25 protein-coding genes are annotated in these 22,997 nt (G+C 67.1%); 7 read left to right on the forward strand and 18 right to left on the reverse strand.

Annotation, left to right across the window (positions count from 1 at the left end):
- From ACUTR7_RS27540 to ACUTR7_RS27580, 9 genes are all read right to left on the reverse strand, one after another.
- Positions 1-84 (reverse strand): GTP-binding protein (locus ACUTR7_RS27540; RefSeq protein ID WP_445610305.1); only part of this gene is annotated, 84 nt, incomplete at its 3' end.
- 174 nt (positions 85-258) lie between these two features.
- Positions 259-2,367 carry an elongation factor G gene (fusA, locus tag ACUTR7_RS27545; RefSeq protein ID WP_013800248.1) on the reverse strand — a complete coding sequence of 703 codons (2,109 nt, stop codon included), beginning with the start codon at positions 2,365-2,367 and terminating at the stop codon, positions 259-261.
- A gap of 148 nt (positions 2,368-2,515) precedes the next feature.
- Entirely contained in the window at positions 2,516-2,989 is a 474-nt protein-coding gene (gene rpsG, locus ACUTR7_RS27550; protein ID WP_012202326.1) for a 30S ribosomal protein S7, read from the reverse strand.
- Between the two features lie 160 nt (positions 2,990-3,149).
- The gene (gene rpsL / locus ACUTR7_RS27555) at positions 3,150-3,527 is read right to left on the reverse strand and encodes a 30S ribosomal protein S12 (protein ID WP_012202325.1); all 378 of its coding nucleotides are present in this window, start codon (positions 3,525-3,527) and stop codon (positions 3,150-3,152) included.
- 157 nt (positions 3,528-3,684) lie between these two features.
- A complete protein-coding gene (locus ACUTR7_RS27560; protein WP_013800247.1) occupies positions 3,685-4,854 on the reverse strand; it encodes a D-alanyl-D-alanine carboxypeptidase family protein in 1,170 nt (389 codons plus the stop codon).
- A 92-nt stretch (positions 4,855-4,946) separates the two neighbouring features.
- Positions 4,947-5,582: an alpha/beta hydrolase gene (locus ACUTR7_RS27565; protein WP_012202323.1), complete on the reverse strand. Its 636-nt coding sequence runs from the start codon at positions 5,580-5,582 to the stop codon at positions 4,947-4,949.
- Between the two features lie 80 nt (positions 5,583-5,662).
- Positions 5,663-6,037 (reverse strand): (2Fe-2S) ferredoxin domain-containing protein, encoded by a 375-nt coding sequence (locus ACUTR7_RS27570; RefSeq protein WP_319076803.1) that lies wholly within the window; start codon positions 6,035-6,037, stop codon positions 5,663-5,665.
- Between the two features lie 10 nt (positions 6,038-6,047).
- Positions 6,048-7,181: a VanZ family protein gene (locus tag ACUTR7_RS27575; RefSeq protein WP_065346893.1), complete on the reverse strand. Its 1,134-nt coding sequence runs from the start codon at positions 7,179-7,181 to the stop codon at positions 6,048-6,050.
- A gap of 31 nt (positions 7,182-7,212) precedes the next feature.
- Entirely contained in the window at positions 7,213-7,641 is a 429-nt protein-coding gene (locus ACUTR7_RS27580; RefSeq protein ID WP_013800243.1) for a CopD family protein, read from the reverse strand.
- A gap of 123 nt (positions 7,642-7,764) precedes the next feature.
- On the opposite strand from ACUTR7_RS27580, the gene hemB reads away from it, so the two are divergent.
- Both hemB and ACUTR7_RS27590 read left to right on the forward strand, forming a co-directional pair.
- The gene (gene hemB, locus ACUTR7_RS27585; protein WP_013800242.1) at positions 7,765-8,772 is read left to right on the forward strand and encodes a porphobilinogen synthase; all 1,008 of its coding nucleotides are present in this window, start codon (positions 7,765-7,767) and stop codon (positions 8,770-8,772) included.
- A 4-nt stretch (positions 8,773-8,776) separates the two neighbouring features.
- Positions 8,777-9,979, forward strand: coding sequence for a magnesium transporter CorA family protein (locus tag ACUTR7_RS27590; RefSeq protein WP_445610282.1), 1,203 nt, complete (start codon positions 8,777-8,779; stop codon positions 9,977-9,979).
- On the opposite strand, the gene ACUTR7_RS27595 is transcribed toward ACUTR7_RS27590, so the two are convergent.
- Both ACUTR7_RS27595 and ACUTR7_RS27600 read right to left on the reverse strand, forming a co-directional pair.
- On the reverse strand, positions 9,976-11,934 hold the full coding sequence (locus tag ACUTR7_RS27595; protein WP_445610283.1) for an ATP-binding protein: 1,959 nt from the start codon (positions 11,932-11,934) through the stop codon (positions 9,976-9,978). The genes ACUTR7_RS27590 and ACUTR7_RS27595 overlap by 4 nt on opposite strands.
- A gap of 19 nt (positions 11,935-11,953) precedes the next feature.
- On the reverse strand, positions 11,954-12,691 hold the full coding sequence (locus ACUTR7_RS27600; protein WP_445610284.1) for a response regulator transcription factor: 738 nt from the start codon (positions 12,689-12,691) through the stop codon (positions 11,954-11,956).
- A 228-nt stretch (positions 12,692-12,919) separates the two neighbouring features.
- Here ACUTR7_RS27600 and ACUTR7_RS27605 point away from each other — a divergent pair, with 228 nt between their 5' ends.
- The 3 genes from ACUTR7_RS27605 to ACUTR7_RS27615 all read left to right on the forward strand — a co-directional run bounded on the left by ACUTR7_RS27605 (position 12,920) and on the right by ACUTR7_RS27615 (position 16,862).
- On the forward strand, positions 12,920-15,541 hold the full coding sequence (locus tag ACUTR7_RS27605; protein ID WP_445610285.1) for a choice-of-anchor Q domain-containing protein: 2,622 nt from the start codon (positions 12,920-12,922) through the stop codon (positions 15,539-15,541).
- On the forward strand, positions 15,538-16,182 hold the full coding sequence (locus ACUTR7_RS27610; protein WP_016453577.1) for a molybdopterin-dependent oxidoreductase: 645 nt from the start codon (positions 15,538-15,540) through the stop codon (positions 16,180-16,182). The genes ACUTR7_RS27605 and ACUTR7_RS27610 overlap by 4 nt, the downstream gene beginning before the upstream one ends.
- Positions 16,183-16,544: 362 nt before the next feature.
- On the forward strand, positions 16,545-16,862 hold the full coding sequence (locus tag ACUTR7_RS27615; protein ID WP_428148130.1) for a hypothetical protein: 318 nt from the start codon (positions 16,545-16,547) through the stop codon (positions 16,860-16,862).
- A gap of 33 nt (positions 16,863-16,895) precedes the next feature.
- Here the strand turns inward: ACUTR7_RS27615 and ACUTR7_RS27620 are convergent, their stop codons facing one another.
- The 3 genes from ACUTR7_RS27620 to ACUTR7_RS27630 all read right to left on the reverse strand — a co-directional run bounded on the left by ACUTR7_RS27620 (position 16,896) and on the right by ACUTR7_RS27630 (position 18,366).
- Positions 16,896-17,264: a HepT-like ribonuclease domain-containing protein gene (locus tag ACUTR7_RS27620; protein WP_445610286.1), complete on the reverse strand. Its 369-nt coding sequence runs from the start codon at positions 17,262-17,264 to the stop codon at positions 16,896-16,898.
- Entirely contained in the window at positions 17,261-17,551 is a 291-nt protein-coding gene (locus tag ACUTR7_RS27625; protein ID WP_013800234.1) for a nucleotidyltransferase family protein, read from the reverse strand. Before ACUTR7_RS27625 ends, ACUTR7_RS27620 begins: the two co-directional genes overlap by 4 nt.
- A 122-nt stretch (positions 17,552-17,673) precedes the next feature.
- Entirely contained in the window at positions 17,674-18,366 is a 693-nt protein-coding gene (locus ACUTR7_RS27630; RefSeq protein WP_199137079.1) for a dienelactone hydrolase family protein, read from the reverse strand.
- Between the two features lie 118 nt (positions 18,367-18,484).
- On the opposite strand from ACUTR7_RS27630, the gene ACUTR7_RS27635 reads away from it, so the two are divergent.
- Together ACUTR7_RS27635 and ACUTR7_RS27640 are read left to right on the forward strand one after the other, a co-directional pair.
- Complete coding sequence (locus ACUTR7_RS27635; RefSeq protein ID WP_043825536.1) at positions 18,485-19,237, forward strand: SDR family oxidoreductase; 753 nt, start codon at positions 18,485-18,487, stop codon at positions 19,235-19,237.
- Positions 19,238-19,245: 8 nt separating this feature from the next.
- Positions 19,246-19,893 (forward strand): MarC family protein, encoded by a 648-nt coding sequence (locus ACUTR7_RS27640; RefSeq protein WP_012202311.1) that lies wholly within the window; start codon positions 19,246-19,248, stop codon positions 19,891-19,893.
- A gap of 53 nt (positions 19,894-19,946) precedes the next feature.
- On the opposite strand, the gene ACUTR7_RS27645 is transcribed toward ACUTR7_RS27640, so the two are convergent.
- From ACUTR7_RS27645 to ACUTR7_RS27660, 4 genes are all read right to left on the reverse strand, one after another.
- The gene (locus tag ACUTR7_RS27645; protein WP_034365659.1) at positions 19,947-20,447 is read right to left on the reverse strand and encodes a hemerythrin domain-containing protein; all 501 of its coding nucleotides are present in this window, start codon (positions 20,445-20,447) and stop codon (positions 19,947-19,949) included.
- A gap of 260 nt (positions 20,448-20,707) precedes the next feature.
- Positions 20,708-21,295 (reverse strand): hypothetical protein, encoded by a 588-nt coding sequence (locus tag ACUTR7_RS27650; RefSeq protein ID WP_013800231.1) that lies wholly within the window; start codon positions 21,293-21,295, stop codon positions 20,708-20,710.
- Positions 21,296-21,439: 144 nt separating this feature from the next.
- Positions 21,440-21,658, reverse strand: coding sequence for a CsbD family protein (locus ACUTR7_RS27655; RefSeq protein WP_012202308.1), 219 nt, complete (start codon positions 21,656-21,658; stop codon positions 21,440-21,442).
- A 658-nt stretch (positions 21,659-22,316) separates the two neighbouring features.
- Positions 22,317-22,985: an ABC-type transport auxiliary lipoprotein family protein gene (locus tag ACUTR7_RS27660; protein ID WP_216294439.1), complete on the reverse strand. Its 669-nt coding sequence runs from the start codon at positions 22,983-22,985 to the stop codon at positions 22,317-22,319.
- Between the last annotated feature and the right edge of the window lie 12 nt (positions 22,986-22,997).

Raw genomic sequence — 22,997 nt, forward strand, 5'->3', positions numbered from 1 at the left:
CAGGGTCGTCTTGCCGTGGTCCACGTGACCGATGGTGCCAACGTTGACGTGCGGCTTGTTCCGCTGGAATTTTTCTTTTGCCATGATTTCTCCGAAAGAGCAAAACCTGTGTGATGTTTAAGGTCTGCACCCCATTGCTTGGTCGCCCCGCACAGGTGACAGGGCGGCATGGGATCGCAGACCGGCAAAAACCGCAGCACCCCGGCGCCAAAACGCCTGGGTGCTGCGATTCAAAAGCCTTCAATTATACAAAAAAGCTTACTTCGAGCGAGCAGCAACGATGGCTTCAGCCACGTTACGGGGAGCTTCAGAGTAGTGCTTGAACTCCATCGTGTACGTAGCGCGGCCTTGCGTCTGCGAGCGCAGCGACGTGGCGTAGCCGAACATTTCCGACAGAGGCACTTCAGCCTTGATGGACTTGCCGCCGCCGGCCATGTCGTCCATGCCCTGCACCATGCCGCGACGCGAGGACAGATCGCCCATCACGGTACCGGCGTAGTCTTCGGGCGTCTCGACTTCCACAGCCATCATGGGCTCCAGGATGACGGGGCTGGCCTTGCGGGCAGCTTCCTTGAAACCGAAGATGGCGGCCATCTTGAACGCCATTTCGTTCGAGTCCACATCGTGGTACGAACCGAAGGTCAGCGTGACCTTCACGTCCACGACGGGGTAGCCAGCCAGCACGCCGGAAGTCAGCGCTTCGATCACGCCCTTCTCGACTGCGGGGATGTATTCGCGAGGAACCACACCGCCCTTGATGGCGTCGACGAACTCGAAGCCCTTGCCGGGTTCCTGGGGTTCGACCGTGAACACCACGTGGCCGTACTGACCCTTACCACCGGACTGGCGAACGAACTTGCCGTCCACGTCCACGACCTTCTGGCGAATGGTTTCGCGGTAGGCAACCTGGGGCTTGCCCACGTTGGCTTCCACGTTGAATTCGCGCTTCATGCGGTCAACGATGATTTCCAGGTGCAGCTCGCCCATGCCGGCGATGATGGTTTGGCCCGATTCTTCGTCGGTACGCACGCGGAACGACGGATCTTCGGCAGCCAGGCGGGACAGGGCGATGCCCATCTTTTCCTGGTCGGCCTTGGACTTGGGCTCCACGGCCTGTGCAATCACGGGCTCGGGGAAGACCATGCGTTCCAGCACGATGGGGGCGTCCACGGAGCACAGCGTTTCGCCGGTCGTCACGTCCTTCAGGCCCACGCAGGCAGCGATGTCGCCGGCGCGGATTTCTTCGACTTCCACGCGCTCGTTGGCCATCATCTGCACGATACGGCCGATGCGTTCCTTCTTGCCCTTGACCGAGTTGAACACGGTATCGCCCTTGGTCAGGACGCCCGAGTACACGCGCACGAAGGTCAGCTGACCGACGAACGGGTCGGTCATCAGCTTGAAGGCCAGTGCCGCAAACTTTTCACCGTCGTCGGCCTTGCGGCTGAGCTTGGTTTCTTCGTTTTCGGGATCGGTACCGGTGACGTCAGGGATGTCCACAGGCGCCGGCAGGTAGTCGATCACGGCGTCCAGCATGCGCTGCACACCCTTGTTCTTGAAAGCGGTACCGCACAGCATGGGCTGGATTTCGGTAGCCAGCGTACGAGCGCGCAGGCCGGCCTTCACGTCTTCTTCGGACAGAGTACCTTCTTCCAGGTACTTGTTCATCAGCTCTTCGCTGGCTTCAGCGGCAGCTTCCACGAGGTTCTCACGCCACTTGTTGGCGGTCTCCACCAGCTCGGCGGGGATCTCGTGGTATTCGAACTTCATGCCTTGCGAGGCTTCGTCCCAGATGATGGCCTTCATCTTGACGAGGTCGACCACGCCCTTGAAGTTGTCTTCGGCGCCGATCGGGATCACGACGGGCACGGGGTTGGCCTTCAGGCGCAGCTTCATCTGGTCAACGACCTTGAAGAAGTTGGCACCGGTACGGTCCATCTTGTTCACGAAGGCCAGACGGGGCACCTTGTACTTGTTGGCTTGGCGCCACACGGTTTCCGACTGGGGCTGCACGCCGCCCACGGCGCAGTACACCATGCAGGCGCCGTCCAGCACGCGCATGGAACGCTCCACCTCAATGGTGAAGTCCACGTGGCCGGGGGTGTCGATGATGTTGAAACGGTGCTCGGGGTAGGACAGGTCCATGCCCTTCCAGAAGCAGGTCACTGCAGCGGAAGTGATGGTGATGCCGCGCTCTTGCTCTTGCTCCATCCAGTCGGTCGTAGCAGCGCCGTCGTGCACTTCGCCCAGCTTGTGGGTCACACCGGTATAGAACAGGATACGTTCCGTGGTGGTGGTTTTGCCTGCGTCAATGTGGGCGGAGATACCGATGTTGCGGTAGCGCTCGATGGGGGTCTTGCGAGCCATGATGGATCCTTGATCGTATGGAGGGAGTCTCTGCCCGTTCCAGCCTCATGGTGCAGACGGACAGCAGTCTTATCTGGGGATGCTCCTAATCGAGACAAGGCCGCAGGCAAAAATGCATGCGGCCTGTCTGATCGGGAGCGAAGTGCTCTTAGAAGCGGAAGTGGCTGAATGCCTTGTTGGCTTCGGCCATGCGGTGAACTTCGTCACGGCGCTTCATGGCGCCGCCACGGCCTTCGGTGGCCTCGAGCAGTTCGTTGGCCAGGCGCTGGGCCATGGACTTCTCGCCGCGCTTGCGGGCGGCTTCCTTCAGCCAACGCATGGACAGGGCCAGGCGACGCACGGGGCGCACTTCGACGGGCACTTGGTAGTTGGCACCGCCAACACGGCGGGACTTCACTTCGACCATGGGCTTGACGTTGTTGATGGCAACAACGAAGGCTTCCAGCGGGTCTTTGTCAGGGTGCTTCTTTTGAATCAGGTCCAGGGCACCGTAGATGATGCGTTCTGCGACCGCCTTCTTGCCGCCTTCCATGATCACGTTCATGAACTTGGACAGCTCGACATTGCCGAACTTGGGATCCGGCAGGATTTCACGTTTGGGGACTTCGCGACGACGTGGCATTTTTTACCTCTATCTTGCTTCAGTTGGCATCTTTTCAGACACCGCGAGAGTCAACAGGACTCCCACTTACTCGACCCGCGCAAAACACTTGCGTTTGGGGTCACTACGCTGAATCTCGCGCCACGCGGGATACAGCACCTTCCTCGAAAAAACGCAGGGCTTACTTGGCCTTGGGCTTCTTCGCGCCGTACTTGGAACGGGATTGCTTGCGGTCCTTGACGCCTTGCAGGTCAAGGGAGCCACGCACGATGTGGTAACGCACACCGGGCAAGTCCTTCACACGGCCGCCGCGCACCAGAACAACGCTGTGCTCTTGCAGGTTGTGGCCTTCACCACCGATGTAGGAGATGACCTCGAAGCCGTTGGTCAGGCGCACCTTGGCAACCTTACGCAGAGCGGAGTTAGGCTTCTTAGGCGTCGTGGTGTACACACGGGTGCACACGCCGCGGCGCTGAGGGCAGTTTTCCATAGCAGGGCTCTTGGATTTGACAACTTCGACCGTGCGGCCCTGACGCACGAGTTGGTTAATGGTTGGCATTAATAAACGTCCCTAAACGTGAATTGCTTGCGAAAAGCGAAAACGTGAATCCCTTCGGAAATTCCGAAAAGCCCTCGACTGTACCAGCTTGCGGGAGATCGCACAACTGCACCCCCTCCAAGCCAGTATGCGAGGGCCTGCGCGACAGGCGCGGGGCTTACTTGATCCAGAGGCGGATCGCATCCCAGGCACGGCCGAAGAAGCCTGCCTGCTCCACGCCTTCCAGCGCCACCAGCGGCACTTCGGCCACGGTGTCGGCACCCATCTTGACCTTGAGCGTGCCCATGGCCTGGCCCTTGGTGAACGGGGCGATCAGCGGGTCCTGGCGCACGACTTCGGTGCTCAGCTTGCCGCCGCTGCCGGCCGGCACGGTGACCACGATGGGCGTGGTGCGGCCGATCTTGACGGTGTTCGCCTTGCCCTTCCAGACTTCGGGCGTGGCCACGGCCTGCTCGGCATCGAACAGCTTGACCGAATCGAAGGCTGCATAGCCCCAGTTCAGCAGCTTCTGGCTTTCATTGGCACGCGCGTTCTCGCTGGCCGCGCCCAGCACGATGGAGATCAGGCGGCGGCTGCCCACGTTGGGCAGGTCGCGCTTGGCGGTGGCCACCAGGCAGTAGCCGGCGGCGGCCGTGTGGCCGGTCTTGAGGCCATCGACGGTCGGGTCGCGGAACAGCAGCGAGTTGCGGTTGGTGCCGTTGGAGGCCGGCGTGCCAGGATAGAAGTACTTCTTGGTCGAGTAGTAGTGCATGTACTCGGGGAAGTCCTGCATCAGGCGCTGGGCGAGGATGGACAGGTCGCGCGCCGTGGTCAGGTGACCGGGCTCGGTCAGGCCTTCGGGGTTCTTGTAGCTGGTGTTCTTCATGCCCAGCGCCTTGGCCTGCTCGTTCATGAGCCGCACGAAGTTCTCGGCCGAGCCGCCCACGCCTTCGGCCAGGGCCATGGTGGCGTCGTTGCCGGACTGCACGATCATGCCCTTGACCAGGTCATCGACCGGCACCTGCATCTTGGGGTCGATGAACATGCGCGAGCCGGGCATCTTCCAGGCGCGCTCGCTCACGGGCAGGCGCTGCTCCAGCGTGATCTTCTTGGCGCGCAGCGCGTCGAAGACCAGGTAGCCGGTCATCAGCTTGGTCAGCGAGGCCTGCTCGATGGGCGCATCGATGTCCTTGGCGCCCAGCACCTGGTTGGCGGTGACATCGACCAGCAGATAGTTGCGCGCTGCGATTTCGGGCGGCTGGGGCGGGGTGATCTGCGCCAGCGCCAGGGCCGGCGCCATGGCGGCCGCCAGTGCCAGGACTCGCAGCGTGGAGGAAAGTGGCTTCATGAGGAAAACTCTCGCTAAAGGGCAGGGAATGCAGGAAAGGCGAAAACATGCCCGCCCGATGGGGCAGGCCTGTTGAGCAGCGGCGCGGGCCGCTAGGGGAGTGAGCGCAAATGGCGGACCACGAGGCTTTTGAGCAGCGGCAATTGTCCGTGAAAGAAATGACCGCCCCCGGGCACGACGGTAACAGGCAGTATCTGCGGGCGCGCCCAGTCCATGACGGCAGACAGAGGCACCGTGTCATCGGCTTCGCCATGCACCACCAGGGTCCGGTCATGGGCTTCGGGCGGGACAGGCGCCACGGTGAAACGGCTGGCCGCCGTTCCCACCAGCACCGCCTTTTCCACCCGGCCCTCGTTCCAGAGCCCCGCCAGCACATGGCTGGTGACGAAGGCTCCGAAGGAGAAGCCGGCCAGCGCGATCGGTCCTTCGGGGGCGACCTGGCGGACCACGGACAGCATGTCCTGGGCCTCGCCGACGCCTGCGTCGTGCTCGCCGGCACTGGCGCCCACGCCGCGGAAGTTGAATCGCACGGCCGTGTAGCCGCACTGCACGAAGGCACGCGCCAGGGTCTGCACCACCTTGTTGTCCATGGTGCCGCCGAACAGCGGATGGGGGTGGGCGATGATGGCCACGCCGCGCGGCGGTGCATCGGCGGCCGGCGCATCGCGCAGGGCCTCCACGGCCCCGGCAAGGCCGGTCAAGGTCAAACGTTCGGTCTGCGCATTCACAATCGCTATCCTAGTAGTAGCAGCCAATCCAAGCTGACAAAGCACTGATGCCCGGAAAGGCCCAAAGTTCCAGCCGGTGCTCAGCGACCCACGTCGGGCGGCAGCAGCAGGCGCTCAACGGGCTGGCCGTTCTTGAGGTGGGACTCGACGATCTCGTCGATGTCGGACTCGTCCACGAAGGTGTACCAAGTGCCTTCGGGGTAGACCACGGCCACGGGACCGCCCGCGCAGCGGTCCAGGCAACCGGCCTTGTTCACGCGCACCTGGCCCTTGCCGGCCAGGCCCAGCTGCTTGACCTGCTTCTTGCAGTGGTCAAAGCCCGCCTTGGCGCCGTGCAGCGCACAGCAGTCCTCGCCGTTGGGCCTCTCGTTGAGGCAAAAGAAGATGTGGCGCGCATAGTAGTTGCCTGCGCCTTGCTGGCCGTTGTCGGCCCCGGGACGTGGGTGTTCGCTCATGGAGCGGATTCTAGGCCTGCGGCACTGCAGGCGCCGGGGGCGGCGGCGGTGCCGCATCGCGGCGCGCCAGCCTGAGCAGCACATAGACCAGGGTCGCATAGGGCCACAGCCAGCCCAGCCACTGGCCCAGCCCGTAGAAGCGGATGAAGCGGCCCTGCTCCCAGGCCTGCAGCGTTTCCGAGAAATAGGCGCTGGTGGGCGCCTGGTTCAGGATGCTCAATTGCAGCACCAGCACCAGCAGCAAGAGGGCCGCACACGCCCGGCGCGGCAGCGGCATGGCCACCATGGCCAGGCCCAGGCCACCCCACACGCCCATGCGCACCGGCAGGTCCACCCACTCCCAGGCATGGGCCGGCCCCCAGCTCAGCGCAGCCGACAGTGCCGAGACACCGATGCCGATCACCACCGCAGAGCCCGCCAGCATGGCGCGCCGGCCCATGTGGCGCATCACGCAGTAGGCCAGCAGACAGGGCACCCACAGGCCCAGCATCACGCACAGCATCTCGGTGACAGGCGACAGCGGCGTCAGCGCGGACTCGCGCAGCGGCAGCCACATGAGGAAGGGCGTGCCTTCGAGCAGATCCAGCAGCCCCTGCTCCAGCCGCTCCAGCACCTGGCCGAGGCCAAAGGGCACGGCGGCGGGAAAGAGCAGCGCCCAGGGCCACAGCGCCAGCAGCACCATGGCGCCGCCGCCGTCCTCGCCCAGCCAGTGGGTGCGAAAGGCGCTCCAGCGCGCCAGAGCGCCCAGCCGCTCCAGCAGCAGCGCCACCAGCGCCCCCAGCAGGGTGCCGCCCGCATTGAGCACCAGGTCCAGGTTGGAGGGAACGCGCCGCGGCAGGTAGATCTGCAGGAACTCCATGCCCAGCGACAGCAGCGTGCCGGCCAGCGCTGCCAGCGGCACGGCCGCGCGCGGGCTGCCGCTGCGCACCAGGGCCAGCGCCAGGAAAAAGCCCAGCGGCGCGTAGCCGACGATATTGATGTTGATGTCGAACCAGGTCCAGTACGGCGGCGGGATCTTTGCCGTCAGGAAGACCAGCGGATCAATACCCTGGGCACGCCAGCCATCGAAAGGAAACAGGCTGGCGAAAACGATGAGCACCGCATAGACCAGTGCCAGCGGCCAGGCCGAAGTCTTTTGCACCACGCCCTGCCTCCCTCTTCGTTGGATCGGTTTCTCAGAAAGGTTTGACGACCACCAGGATGACGATGGCCACCAGCAGCAGCACCGGCACCTCGTTGAAGAAGCGGAACCAGCGGTGGCTGTGCTGGTCCCGGTTGTCGATCAGCTTGCGCAGCAGGCGCGCGCAGGCGTGGTGGTAGCCGATGACCAGCAGCACGCCGGCGAGCTTGGCATGCATCCAGCCGTTGCCCGGCCCCTTGCCGATGCCGTAGCCCAGGTACAGCCACAGGCCCAGGCCCAGTGCAGGCACGGCCAGCAGCGTGGTGAAGCGCAGCAGCTTGCGTGCCATCAGCAGCAGGCGCTCGCGCTCGGCCACCGAGCCGGGCGTGACCATGGCCACGTTGACGAAGATGCGAGGCAGATAGAACAGGCCCGCGAACCAGCTTGCCACGAAAACGATATGAAAGGCTTTGACCCACAGCATGCGGGCAGTGTACGTGCGTACAGGGGTGCGCCAGGCTGCGCAGGCGCAAAAGCCGAGTCCCGCGTGCCGGCGTCGTCGCAAGGGTTGCGGGGCCTGCGGCGGGAATGGGGCACAATTTTCGGCATGCATCTGTCCAGCCCCACCCCCTTCCCGCACAACCGCCCTCGCCGCCTGCGCCGCGACGCCTTCACGCGCAATCTGGTGCGCGAGAACGTGCTCACGGCCCATGACTTCATCTACCCCGTGTTCGTGCACGAAGGCACGAACCAGCGCGAGGCCGTGCCCTCCATGCCCGGCGTGGACCGCCTGAGCCTGGACCTGCTGCTGCCCGTGGCCGAGCAGTGCGTGCAGCTGGAGATCCCGTTCCTGGCGCTGTTTCCCGCCATCGAGACCTCGCTGAAGACACCCGACGGCAAGGAGGCACTCAACCCCGACGGCCTGATCCCGCGCGTGGTGCGGGCGCTCAAGAAGGAATTCCCGCAACTGGGCGTGATGACCGACGTGGCCCTGGACCCCTACACCAGCCACGGCCAGGACGGCATCCTGGATGAGTCCGGCTACATCATCAACGACGAGACCGTGCAGGTCCTGGTGGGCCAGGCCCTGAACCATGCCGAGGCCGGCGTGGACATGGTGGCGCCCAGCGACATGATGGACGGCCGCATCGGCGCCATCCGCGAGGCGCTGGAGGCCCACGGCCACATCCACACCCGCATCATGGCCTACAGCGCCAAGTACGCCAGCGCCTTCTACGGCCCGTTCCGCGACGCCGTGGGCACGCGCGGCGCGCTGGGCAAGGCCGACAAGAACGTCTACCAGATGGACCCCGCCAACACCGACGAGGCCCTGCGCGAAGTCGCCCAGGACCTGGCCGAAGGCGCCGACATGGTCATGGTCAAGCCCGGCATGCCGTACCTGGACGTGGTGCGCCGCGTCAAGGACGAGTTCGGCGTGCCCACCTTCGCCTACCAGGTCAGCGGCGAGTACGCCATGCTCAAGGCCGCCGCCGCCAACGGCTGGCTGGACCATGACCAGGTGATGATGGAATCGCTGCTGGCCTTCAAGCGCGCGGGTGCCGACGGCATCCTGACCTACTTCGCCATCGACGCCGCGCGCAAGCTGCGCGGCTGAGCGCATGCAGCCGGTGATGCCGCCCGCGGGAGCCGCTCCCGCCGCCAGGAACATGCGCATCTTCCACCTGCAGCCGGGCGGCGCCACCGAGCTGGCCGCCCTGCCCGACCAGGCGCCCGCGCAGGGATTCGTCTGGATCTCCTGCACCCGCGCCACCTTGCAGGAGCGGCTGGCCGAGGTGCAGCGCACGCTGCAGCTGCTGTCGGGCCAGCAGCTGGTGGACCTGCATGTCTCGGACCTGCTCAACGCCCAGCTGCCCTCGCGCTACGACTACACCTCGCAGTACGACCTGCTGGTCTTTCGCCGCCTGGCCAGCGGGCAGGCACGTGCCGCCCCGCAGGCCGGCACGGCCTCTTCGCCTGCGGCGCAGGCGCTGCCCCCCTCACCTCCCGTGCGCCGCACAGGTCCGCCCGTGCTGCGCAACATCGACACCAGCCCCGTGGGCTTTGCCATGTTCGACCAGGTGCTGCTGTCCGTGCACCCCGACGACTGCACCGTGCGCGACGCCTATGCCGCGCGGCTGCTGGCCGCCGTGCCCAATGACCCCCGCGAGGGACGGCTGAACCCCACCTCCGGCACGCGGCTGCCTGCCAGCCCGCCCGACCTCATGCTGCGCGTGGTCAACCTCATCGTGGACGGCTTCCTGGACCTGCGCCGCGAACTGTCGCGCCAGCTGGACCACTGGCAGACCGAGCTGCTGCGCCCGCGCACGCGCTTTGCCAACTGGAGCGCGCTATTGGACGCACGGCTGGCCCTGCACGAGCTGGACGAAGTCTGCGAAGACCAGCGCGCCGCCGTGCAGGACTGGACGGACGCGCTGGAGACCTGGGCGCCGCCTGAAGATGCGGCGGCGCTGCGCGAGCTGGACCTGCTCAAGGTGCGCAGCCGCGACGTGCTGGAACACATAGAGCGCGTGGTCCACCACGTGCGGCGGCTGGAGCAAAGCACCGAGACCGTGGTGCAGATGCATTTTTCGGTGCAGAGCAACCGCACCAACGACATCATGCGCACGCTCACCGCGCTGACGGCCGTCTTCCTGCCGCTGAACCTGATTGCCGGCATCTTCGGCATGAATTTCGAATTCATCCCCCTGGTGCACAAGCAGGACGGCTTCTGGTGGGCCATGGGCTCGATGACGACGATTGCCGTGGGCCTGACCGTGTTCTTCTGGCGCAAGCGCTACATGGCGCGCACGGCGCAGGACTAGGGCCCCGCCCGCTCCAGCGGCATCCACAGCGTGAAGCGATTGCCGCCGGCCAGCGGCGCCCAGTCCAGCCGCGCCTGCAGCGCCAGCGCGCGCGTGCGCATGTTCGCCAGTCCCTTGCGGCCCTCGGTGGGTGCCTGGGCGCGGTCGAAGGGGTGGCCGTCGTCCTCCACCAGCACCTGCACGCCGGCCCGGCCGTCCAGCGGGGCCTGGGCCGTGCGCACCGTGATCTCGCGCGCGCCGCTGTGCTTGATGATGTTGGTCAGCACCTCCTGCAGGATGCGCAGCACATGCAGGGCGGCCTGCGCGTCCAGCCAGGGCAGCGCGGGCAGGTCGCTCACCTCCCAGTGCAGCCGCAGCCCCGCCCCCTCCAGGCGCGGCCCCAGCCGATAGCGCAGCCCGGCCAGCAGCGCCAGCAGGTCGCAGTCCAGCGGCTCCAGCGAGTCGATGGACAGCTTCAGGTCATCGATGCACTCCTGCAGCAGCTGCACCAGGTCCACCGTGCCGGCCTGGTTGAACTCCACCACGCGCAGCGCGCTCATCAGCGAAGAGCCCACGCCGTCGTGCATCTCGCGCATCAGGCGCTGGCGTTCCTGCATCAGCGTCTGCTCGCGCTCCACGGCCAGCAGGCGTTCATGGGCCTGGGCCAGCTCGGCCTCCTGGGCCTTGAGCCGTTCCGCCAGATGCAGGTTGGCGTTCTCTGCCACGGCCAGCGCGCCGTTGTAGCGCCGGTAGGCCACCAGCAGGAACAGCGTGAACAGCCCCAGGTACACATAGGGCGTGAGGTAGATGCTCTCTATGCTGATCAGGTAGCTCTGCAGCGCCAGGTCATGGAAGCCGATGGGAAACGACAGCAGCATCCACACCGCCAGCATGGTGCTGCCGCCATCGCGCATGCGCCAGGCGCCCGCCACGGCCATGCACAGCACCAGGATCTCCGGCGGCACCATCAGCAGCCGCAGCAGCGGCAGGATGGTCTCGTGCGCCGGCCCCCACAGCGGCACCGCCACCAGCAGCACCGTGCCCACATAGCCCTGCAGCACCCGGGCCAGCCATGGCCGGCGCCTGCGCTGCATCAGGCACAGGAAATGGAAGGCCGCCACCGTGGCGCCCATGAGGCCGGCCAGCGTCAGCCAGGAGAACCAGCCGTCCGACAGGGCCAGCCCCTCGCCGTCCACCATGAACTGCAGCGAGCCCAGCAACTGGCACAGCGACATCAGGAAGAACAGCAGGAACACCACATCCCCGCGCCGCCGCTGCAGCGTCCACAGCGCCAGCGCGAACAGGCCCAGCACCAGGTAGGAGCCCGCCGTGTAGACCACCAGATCGGCCTGGAGCAGGCTGCGCAGCCGCCAGGACAGGCGCAGCGACTCGGTCGGCCCCGCCCACAGGCTGGACAGCGCCCCGCCCACGCCCTGCTGGCTGGCCATGCGCACATGCACCTGCAGCGGCCTGCCCGGCTGCGCCAGCCCGCCCAGGTCCAGCCACACCGGCCGGTTGAAACTGTTCCATACCCGGCTGCCGCGCGTCTGCCAGGCCAGCTTCCCGTCCACATACACCGCCACCGTGCCCACCGTCTGCCAGCGCGGGATGTACAGGCGCGCGCCCTGCGGCGTAGGCACCAGGGCTTCAGGCGGCACCACGGCGCGGAACCAGCGCACCTCGGGCGGCGCCGCTGCCAGGTCGCCGCTGCCCGACACGGCCCTGTCGCCCCCATAGGGCAGGTCCACATCGCTCCACGGCGTCGATGCATCCAGCACCGCGTCGTCGGCCGACGCAAGCGCCGCAGGCGGCGCCCAGTGCGGGCTATCCGACCGCCACAGCTGCGCCTGGCGCAGTTGCACCGCTTCGCCTGCGGCGGGGCCACGCAGCCCGAACGCCCCCGCCAGCAGCATCGCCAGCGCCACCAGTCCCGCCGAAACCAGCAGGACCCTCCCCCGCAGCAGCGGCTGCGTCATCTGCCCACCCTGGCGGCGCTCATTGCCGCCCCTCGGCCAGCCAGCCGCGCTGCAAGGCCACATGCATCATCTGCGTGCGGCTGGACACCTGCAGCTTGCCGTAGATGCGCCGCACGAAGGTGCGCACCGTATGGCGCGACACGCCCAGCTGGCGCGCCACCTCGTCCAGCGTATGGCCGCGCGCCACCAGGCGCAGCACCTCCAGCTCGCGCGCAGACAGCGCCTGCGCGGCGGCCTGCGGCTCCACAGGCCGTTCCAGCCCGGCCACCGCCCCGGCCCGCTGCTGGCGCAGCAGCAGCTTGCGCGCCACCATGGGATTGATGGGGCTGCCGCCCGCGTGCAGGCTGCGCACTTCCTCCAGCACCGCGTCGGCGGCCAGGTCCTTGAGCAGATAGCCCATGGCGCCGGCCTCGATGGCGGCCAGCACATGCTGCTCGTCGCCAAAGATGGTGCTGACCATCACCGCCGCCCCCGGATGGCGGGTGCGCACGGCAGCAATCACCTCCAGGCCGCTGCCGTCGGGCAGGCCCAGGTCCACCAGCATCACGTCCATGGCACCGGCCCCATCGGCCCGGCCGAGCTGGTGCAGGGCCTCCGCGCGGCTGGCTGCCGCCCAGCACAGGACCATGTCCTTCGCGGCATTGATCACACCCACCAGGGCGTGGCGGCAGGCGGCGTCGTCCTCCACCACGGCCACGCGGATGACTGTGGTGCCACCCGTCGCGGCGGCAGAGGAAGGGTCTGTGGGCGTGTCCATGGAGGTGGAGTGCGTGGCGAGGGCCGCATGTTCACATGGAACAAGACCGCTGTCATGTCGCCCGGATAGGTGACATGGGCGGCATGGGTGACACGGGCGGCATGGCGCCCCCGCCCCCTCTCATCGGCCATGTAGCCCGAACGGGGGACATACAGAAAGCCGGACACCCCATAGATTTGCCCTCTTCAGCACATCACCGAGATGCTGTGCCTACCGAGGGGGTCCGCCATGTCCATCATCCATCCGTCTGCTGCAGCCGACGTACCACCCATACCCACGCCGAGCCCCTGGGGCCGGACATTGCCGGGCCTGGCGGGCGGGTTGGCACTGGCCCTTGCCGGCGCCGCGGCCCAGGCCGCCACACTCACCGTCACCACCGCCGGCGAGATTGCAGACACCGAGCCGCTGTCTCGTGCGCAATGCTCGCCTGCCGCAGGCGACCGCAACTGCGACACCCTGCGCGACGCCATCAACCATGCCGCCGATGGCGACACCATCGTCTTCGGCGCGGCCCTGGATGGGCAGACCATCTCGCTGACCCGCTTTACCAACTGCCTGGACACCGGGCAGGCCGCCGGCGCCACCTGCCTGCCGCTGGCCAGCTGGCCCGGCTACGTCTCGCAGTTCGGCCCCAGCGCCTTCTTCATCAGCGGCAAGCGCATCACCATCGATGCCACCGCCAATGGCTTGACGCCCCAGGGCGTGAGCGTGCAGCGCCTCGGTACCGCACCCGGTTTCCGGCTGTTCGACATCGATGCGCAGGGTGGACTGGTCCTGCGCGGCCTGACCCTGGCCGGGGGGCAGGCCACAGGCGGCTCCAGCCGCTTTGGCGGCGGCGCGCTGGGTGCGGGCGGTGCCATCTTCAATCGGGGCCAGCTCACCATCGAACGCAGCACGCTCACGCGCAATCACGCACAAGGGGGGCAAGGAGGCAGGCTTTCCTTGAACTCCTTTGCAGGTGCCGGCGTGGGCGAGGATGCGACTTTTTCCCCGGGGGGAGGGCCGAACGCTGGCGGCCCGGACGATGGCGGCCTGGGCGGTGGCAGTGGCAGCGCCAGCGGCAAGAACGGCGGCTTCGGTGGTGGCGGCGGCGGCTCCGGCGGTGGCGGATTTGGCGGTGGCGGTGGCCGTCGTGGCAGCGGTGGCGGCTTCGGCGCCGGCAACGGTGGGGGCGGCGCCTTCGACGCTGGCGGTGGCGCAGGCGGCATGGGAGGGGCTGTTTTCAACAACGCAGGCACCTTGACGCTGAACCAGGTCACCCTGGCTGGCAACGGTGCACACGGCGGGCTGGGCAACAGCAGCGGCGGCGGCGCCGGCCTGGGTGGCGCCGTTTTCAACTACAACGGCGTGCTCACCATCCGTTTCTCCACCCTGGCCGGCAATACCGTGCAGGCCAATGGCGACGACAACCCTGCCGCGCAAGGCGGCGCCATCTACAGCCTGGGCGATTCCCAGGCCGCCTGCAGTGCGGGTGGCAACACCAGTTGCACCCGCAGCGGTGCCTCGCTGGAGATGCAGGCCAGCATTGCCCAGGGCAGCGTGTTCGAGCCGGCCACCAAACAGCCCGCTGGCAGGGACGTGGTGCTGGACCTGCGCAATGGCGGCACCAGCGATGCCAGCGGCAGCAACAATCTGCTGGGCCTGGCGCAGGCCCTGAACAATGCCGACATCAGCGCCCTGGCCTTCACCACGGGCAACCCGCAGCTCAGCCCCCTGGCCAGCCACGGCGGCCCCACCCAGACCATGTTGAACAGCACCGGCAGCCCGGCACTGGACGGGGTGGCCTGCACGGCCGCACCCGGCACGGACCAGCGCGGCGTGGTCCGCCCCCAAGGTGCGCGGTGCGACATCGGTGCCGTGGAGGCGAACGTCTTCCAGGCAGCATTGACCGTTCTGGCCAGCGGCGCGGGCGGCGTATCTGCGCAGCCCTCCCCGCCTGCGGCCACGGGCGCCGTACAGGACTGCGGCCACCCAGGCGGCCTGTGCCAGGCCGGCTATGGCTACTTCGAAGGCGCACCCACCCTGGTGACCCTGGCCGCCACGCCCGACGCTGGCCACGCCTTTGCCGCCTGGGGTGATGCCTGCAGCGGCAGCACGTCCACCTGCAGCGTCACCATCGATGCCGCCAGGAGCGTGCAGGCCAGCTTCACGGCCTTCAGCGTCACGGCAAGCCTGCCCTCCGGCACCTACGGCACGGCCTACAGCCAGCCGCTGGCGCCCGTGCCTGGCGGCGGCGTGGGGCCGTTCAGCTACAGCGTGAGCGGTTTGCCCGCTGGCTTCAGCCAAGCCGCCGGCACCCTCTCGGCTCCAGCCACGCAGGCGGCAGGCAGCTACAGCTTCACGCTGACCGCCACCGATGCCAACGGCGCCACCACCGAACCCGCAGCCGTGACCGTGGTGATCGGCCCGGCAGCCACCAGCGCCCACCTGTCGGCCTCCCCCGCTGCGCCAGGCCCTGGCCAGAGCGTGACTTTCAGCGCCCAGGTCACGCTGCCTGCCGGCGCCAGCGGCACCGTGGATTTCTTGAACGGAACGCAGGTGCTGTGCGCCAGCGTTCCGGTGACCGGCGGGCAGGCCAGCTGCAGCGTGCCCCGGCTGCCACCGGGCACGGCCACGGTGCAGGCGCGCTATGTGCCCGGTGATGGAAACACCACCGGCTCGGACAGCAATACCGTGACCGTCACGGCGGCCCCCGCGCCATCTGCGGTGCCCGTTCCCGGGCTGGGCGCCGGGGGGCTTGCGCTGCTGGGCCTGCTGACCGCAGCGGGCGCGGCGTTGTCGCGCAGGATGGGCACTTCACGGAAAATCGGCGCTGGCACATCGCCACGCACCCCCAGGAGTTCCCCATGACCGCATCCGCAAGCCGAAGCCCGCTTTCACGCCGCAGCCTGCTGGCCGCCAGCGCAGCCACCGGCCTGGCCCTGTGCGAAAGCGCCCTGGCCGCCCCCGCCGCCCCCGGGAAAAGCACCGAAGCCGCCGTGCTCACCATCAGCGGCCCCGGCGTGCGCGGCAACCGGGGGCCGCTGGACCCGGTGGCCGACCTGCTGCTGAAAAACCATGGCCTGGCCTTCGACTCGGCCTGGACCACAGGGGCTGGTGCGCTGGAGCGCCTGCCCACGGTGGAGATCACGCCCCATATCGAATACGACGGCCAGCCCCACCGGCTGCGCGGCCCGCTGCTGGCCACCGTGCTGCAGGCGGCCGGAGTGGACAGCGCCGCCGCTGCGGCCAAGGGCCAATGGATCACCCTGCAGGCCATCGACGGCTACCGCGCCCAGCTGCCGCTGGCCCAGGCCCTGCAATGGCGCATGCTGCTGGCCACGCACATGGACGGCCGGCGCCTGGGCCTGGGCGGCCTGGGCCCGCAATGGGCCATGTATGACGCCGACCGCATTGCGGAGCTGGCCGGCAAGCCCCTGAAGGAACGCTTTGCGCAGGCGCCCTGGGGGCTGTACCACATGGGGCTGCACGCGCAGCAGCCGCAGGGCTGACCCCAAGGCTGCGCATGGTTCCGTTTCGGCGGGGCTGTGCAGGACCTCCGCAAGGGGGTGCCGGCTCCTTTGCCCGGCCCGCCAACCTGCACAGCCCTGCCACCCGTTGGCGGCGGCAAGCTCAGCATAGCGTTGACCACATTGCAACCCGGGCTGTGGCGCGCATTTGGAGTACCATTTCGCGATCCCCTCGGGGGATACGGGCTTGGCGGCCCGGAACAACGTAGGCGCAGCAGCCGCACGCCTTTTGATGAGGCAGTGGCTTTTCATCTTCCCGGTGCTGCGCCGGGCACGGTTCCGTTTTTGGCGGGGCTGTGCGGGACCTCCGCTAGGGGGTGCCAGTTCATGCCAAAGGAGCCGCCATGTCTGACCTCGATGCACTCAGCGGAGCACACGCCTCCCCGCCTTTCTTCTCTTCCCCGCAAGTGCCGAGGGAAGAGACCAGCCTGTACTACCCCATTTCCGAATACGAGGTCTATCGCCTCAAGGACTGCATGCACCAGATGGGCCTGGTGATCGACCTGTGCTGCATGGCCGGCCCCGACCAACAACTGAACGACCTGGGCGGGCTGATGAGCTTCCTGACCGCGCAGCAGCGCGCGCTGCGGGGCACGCTGCAGACCGTGCAGGCGCGCAAGGCGACGCCGGGGCCGGCATGTGATCCCGACCCAGGGGGGTGATCAGGCCAGTTGCGGACACTCGCGCAGCACCGGTCAACCCGGCCTGGCGCCGTCCGCATCCCGGCGAATGGATGGCCATTGCCTGAGCAATTCAGGCAAGGCCGTCTGCACGGTGTCCCACACCAGATCGAGGTTGATGTCGAAATAGCCATGGGCGATGCGGTTGCGCATGCCGCGCATGTTGCGCCATGGCACTTGCCCGTGTGTTTGGGCGAACTCGGCATAGCCATCCATGACCTTCGTGACAGCCTCGCCGATGATGACGAGGCTCATGATGACGGCCTGCTGGGTGCGCTTGTCCTCCAGGAAAGCCTCCTTGGCCAAGCCCTCCACGAAGCTACAGGCATCCGTTGCGGCCTGCTGTATGTGATCGAGGTAATCGGGAAGGCGATGCCCGTTCATATCGGCTGCGCCTCCGCAAGCACCTGGGCACGGAACTTCAGCGGCAGGTCTCCGGGCGTCAGCAGATCAACGCGAAGGCCGAGCAGCGATTCCAGCTCGTCCTGCAGGCCGCCCAGGTCGAACAGCGTCGCGCCCGGCAATGCATCGACCAGCAGGTCGAGGTCGCTGCCGTCCCGGTCGGTGCCATGCAGCACGGAGCCGAAGACGCGCGGGTTCGCAGTGCGGAAACGGCTGGCCATTTCACGCACTGCGCTGCGATTCATGTCGAGCACCACGGACGGTCGCATGAACATCCTTTCCTGTTGAGACTTCTGGAAAGCCTATTGCATCAGGCACCGGGTTTCAAGCAGCACTCCCGGAAATCCCGATGCCTGGATTTTCCATGCCGGGCCACGCCCGGCATGGCAGATCAGGCCAGATGCTGGTCGAAGAAGGCCAGCGTGCGGTCGCGCGCCTGCAGGGCGCTGGCCTCGTCGTAGGCGCTGCGCTGGTCGCAGTTGAAGCCGTGGTCGGCGTCGTACAGGTGCACCTGCACATGCTTTTGCGCCTGAGCAAAGGCCTGCACGGCGTCCACGGGAATGTGCGTATCGCGCCGGCCGAAGTGGGCAATCACGGGGCACAGCGGCTCGCGGCCCATCTCCAGCGGCGTGGTCATGCCGCCGCCGTAGTAGCAGGCCGCAGCCGACAGGCTGGGCAGGTTGCAGGCCGCGCGCCAGGCCCACAGGCCGCCCCAGCAAAAGCCCACGATGCCCACCTTGCCGCCGGGCACCAGCGTGGCAGCATGGGCGATGGCGGCCTCGATCTCGGGCAGCACGCCGGGCTGGGGCAGCGCCTCGGCGGCGGATTTCAGCGCCATGCCCTTGGCACGGTCGGCGTCGCCATAGCCCAGGTCCACACCGGCCTCGACACGCGTGAATAGTGACGGCGCCACGGCCATATAGCCGCGGGCAGCCAGGCGGTCGGCCACGGCGCGGATATGGGCGTTGACGCCGAAGATCTCCTGCAGCACCACGACGGCACCGCGCGCGGGCACATCGGGCCGCGCCACCCAGGCCGGCGAAGCCGTGCCATCCAACGAAGTCAACTGCACAAAACTGCCCATGTCCGCGTTCCTTTCTGTCTGAGAACCTGTTGTGATTTCCCGGTGGGCGGACGCGCCCCGCAATGCTGTAATGGCGGCGGGCCGGCCCGTGCGGCAATTCTTTCACAGGAGACATTCGATGGAACGAAAAGTCGTGCTCATTACCGGTGGCAGCCGCGGCATAGGCGCCGCAACGGCACGCATGGCTGCGCACCGGGGCTGGGACGTGGTGATCAGCTACCAGCAACAGCGCGATGCGGCCGAGGCCGTGGTGGCCGACGTGCAGACAGCCGGCACCCGCGCGCTGGCCGTGCAGGCGGATGTGGGCGACGAAGCCGAGGTGCTGGCCCTGTTCGGTGCGGCGGATGCGCAGTTCGGCCGGCTGGATGCCCTGGTCAACAACGCCGGTGTGGTGGATCGCGCGCAGACCGTGGCCGAGATGAGCGTGCAGCGGCTGGAGCGCATGTTCCGCGTCAATACCATCGGCAGCTTCATCTGCGCGCGCGAAGCCGTGCGGCGCATGAGCACCCGCCATGGCGGAAGGGGAGGCGCCATCGTGAACGTCTCCAGCATCGCTTCGCGGCTGGGTGCACCGGGCCAGTACGTCGACTATGCGGCCGCCAAGGGCGCGTTGGACGTGATGACGCTGGGCCTGGCCAAGGAAGTCGCCGCCCAGGGCATACGCGTGAACGCCGTGCGGCCCGGCTTGATAGAGACCGACATCCACGCCAGCGGCGGACAACCCGACCGCGTCGAGCGCCTGGCGCCCAACGTGCCCATGCAGCGCGGCGGCAGGGCCGAGGAGGTGGCCGACGCCATCCTCTGGCTGATGTCGGATGGCTCGCACTACACCACGGGCAGCCTGGTCGATATTTCGGGCGGCAACCTCTAAGGCTCTCCATGGACCTCAAACCGCTGATCACGCTGGTGGCCATCATCAACCCGCTGGCCATCGTCCCCTTCTTCATCCACTACACCGAGGGATTCAGCGCCCAGCAGCGCCAGCAGACCATTCGCACGGCGGCGCTGGCCTCGTTCTGCGTGATCGCGGCCTGCGCCATCATCGGGCTGCAGGTGCTGGACTTCTTCAACATCTCGCTGCAGAGCTTTCAGGTGGGCGGTGGCCTGCTGCTGCTGATCAGCGCCATGAACATGCTCAACGCCCGCCCGGCCGAGGAACGGCCCAACGCGCCCACGCTGGTCGCTGGCGCGGAAAAGGCTGCCATGGGCAACAGCATTGCCGTGGTGCCGCTGACGATTCCGCTGCTGACGGGGCCGGCCTCCATGTCCACCGTGGTGATCTACGCCGACCAGGCACGCACCATCTGGCAGCACCTGGCCCTGGTGGGCTATGGCGTGGTGGTGGCGCTGGTGGTGATGGTCTGCTTTTCGCTGGCCGACCCGATCGCCCGCGTGCTGGGCAAGACCGGCATCAATGTGATGACGCGGCTCATGGGCCTGATCCTCGCGGCCCTGGCCGTGGAGGTGATGGCGGGCGGGCTGGTGAAGATCTTCCCCATCCTGGCATCGCCCGCGATCGTGCCCTGATCGGGCTGGCTGACTGGTGGCCTTACTGCCGGTTCAGATCGGTTCAGGCCGGATCAGGCCGGCACGGCCCGCGCGCGGTCGGCGCTTCCGTCGCAGGCACCGCCGCAGCCCGTGATGGGCTGCTCGGGCAAGGCCTCAGGGTGCGCCAGGGAGCCCGTGGCGGGATCGAAGCCCGCACTGCGCAGATGCAGGGCCAGCGCCGCATCCATGGTCTGCGCATGGTGCACGAACCAGGCCGCCAGCTCGCCCGCCATGCTGCGGATCACGGCCAGATCACCGGCCGCCGCCTTGGCCGCCCCCTCGCGCATCACCTGCAGCACCACCTTGTGCTGCAGGCTGTGGCAGTTGGTGCTGGTGAAGCGCGTGGACTGCATCCAGCGGTCTTCCTGGTCGAAATGCACCTGCGTATGCGCGATCAACTCATCCCAGCGCGCGCACAGCTGCGCATCATCGGCCGCCTCCACCTCGGCCAGCAGCAGGACGAACTCCTGATGCACCTCGTCCATGGCCGGCAACTCCAATGCCAGCGCTCCGCTCCATTCCAGCACGGCCATATGCTTCTCCTGCCTTCATCGTGAAAGCCTGCAGCTTAGGAACAGCACCGCCCAACCCGTTTGACCCACATCAGCCAACCCGAAAACAGCAAAGCCCCGCGAGCGGGGCTTGGTCAAGGCGGATAAAACTGGCGCGGCCAAAAGGCCAGGGGCACCGAGCAAGAGCCGCCTCGCGGCGAAGGTGCCGTCCCCCTCCCTCGCGTAGCGAGTAGAGAGGCGCCGTGCAACGGGGGAAGCGGCGTCAGCCGCTCAGGGGGAGCTTACTGTCCAAACTTCCGCTTGGCATCAGCCACGCAGGTGTCCTTGGCAGCGCCACTCATAGTGTCGCAACGGGCCTTGGCAGCCTTGTAGTCGGCTTCGCGGGTTTCCTCGGCAGCGTCCTTGCGGGTTTCTGCCACGTTGGCAGCCTTGGCTGCGGAGTTGGACGCGGGCTCGGCCTGGGCCTTGTTCACCTTGGCGGCTTCCACGGCGTGCACGTGGGCGGCCTTGGCATCCTTCACGCAGACATCCTTGGCGTCGCCCTTGAGGTCATCGCACTTTTCCTTGGCGATGTCGTAGTCCGCATCAGCCTTGGCCTTGAGTGCCTTTTCGCTGTTCTTGGGCGAAGGATTGCGGCGCGATTCCAGTTCGGCCTTGGCCACGTTTTCCTGGCCCTTGGCCTGCTTCTCGCAGACGTCCTTGGCGTTGTCCTTGAGCGGCTTGCACTGTTCCTTGGCAGCCTTGTAGTCAGCCTCGATCTGGTTCTTGGCGGCCGTGTGCTCCGCATTGGTCATGGCCATGGCGCCGGAGGCCATCAGGCCCAGGGCGACAGCGGAAAGCATATGGCGAAAGCGTTGCGGTGTTTGCATGATGGAACTCCTTGTATTTGTACTGAAGCGGCCCTTGTTGCCTGCGGCGGCGGGCCATTGGTGCGTGCCCTCAGGCACGCTGGCTGTCGAGGAGCGGATGGCGGCGCCGGCCAGGGCGTCCAGCCCATCCGCAGTCCACCCTCGTCAGTCTTCGAAGCGGAAGTCGGGGTTGCGCTTTTGCCAGTCGGTCAGCTGCTTTTCGGCAGCGTCGCGGGCCAGGCCCTGGCGCTCCTGCAGCTTGCCCAGGAATTGCTCGCGCTTGCCGGCGATCACATCCAGATCGTCATCGGTGAGCTTGCCCCATTGCTCACGGATCTTGCCGGTGAATTGCTTCCAGTTGCCCTTGATGCGGTCTTCATTCATGGCTTGGTCCTTTCAGTGATGTTGAAGTAGCGCTGTGCAATCAGGCCTTGTTTTTTCAAAGCCGCGATCTGCATCAGCGACGGTTCCACTGTAAAAAACCTGGGGGCTGCGCGTCGTAGTCTGGACCTAGTGTTGACGGTCGTCCCAGGGGCAGCCGAGACGGTGGGATCGGGACTACAGCCCCTGACGGACGCGCGGGAAGCGCTGGGTCAGGCGCGGCCCGCCCCTGCCCTGAGTACCCGGCCTTTTCCCCGTATGTCAGCGCCTGCGTCGTGGCGGTTGTGGGGTTGCAGTCCTGCCGAAGGACAGGACTGCTTCGTCAACTGACTCGCCGTGATTGTTTGAACGTAGCTCGCAGAGCGAAGTGAGTTTCACGGCGAACCCCGCAACCGCCACGGCGCAGGTTGCCCCGCAGCGAAGCGAAGGGGTCGCGGACATTCGGGTCGCCTTCTTTGATCTGACCTTTCTTGGCGAATCAAGAAAGGGCAGTCGGCTGCCGGGCCGAGACCTGGCCTCGAAAAGCAACCACCCGGCAGGGGCGGAAAAAGCCCCACTTGCTTGCAGAGCCAATTGCCGAGAACAAAAAAACGGCCAGCGGATGCAATGCACCCACCAGCCGTTCTCAAGAGAATGGATGGGCTGGAAATCCAGCAGCCGCTCAGTGCCCCTGCTGCCCCAGCCACGCATCGATCTGCGCAATGGCCGCATCAGTGGCCTTGGCCAGGGCCTGGGCGCCGCCAGCGGCATCGCCCGAAGCTGCAGGACTGCGCACCTCGAACAGCTTCTGGCCCAGCAGGCGGTCCACGGCACCGCTTTGCTCGACCAGGGTGGCGCGCAGGCGCACGACGCCGGCACTGGAGCCGGGCGCGTCGAAGACCTGGCTGAACTCTTCGATGTCCACGCGCAGCAGCGTGGGCACGGCGCCCTGCAGGCGCGGCTGGGCCACGCTTTCGCTGCTGGCAAGCACGGGGCGCTGCACGCCCAGCTGGCTGCGCAGGCGCTGCTGCAGCAGCAGGGCCGGAGGCTGGCTCCAGCGTGCCAGCTGGTAGGGGCGCAGTTCCTGGCCGTTGGCATAGGCCAGGCGGTAGAACATGGCGGTGCTGCCGTCGGACAGGGCGGGAGCCTCCACATCGGCCAAAGCCAGCGGCGTGCGTGCCTGCGGTGCTGCGGATGTGGCGGCCTGTGCGGGCGCGGACAGCGGCGCCAGGCCGAAGTCATAGCGCGCGGGCTGGGCGGGGGGCTGCGGCAGGGCCGAGCAGCCGGCCAGCAGGATCAGGGCGGCGGCCAGTCCAGCGCTGGCCACGGCGGTCTTGCGAGATGGGGACATGCGGGTTCCTCG

The organism is Delftia sp. NA_296.1 (genome assembly GCF_052692095.1).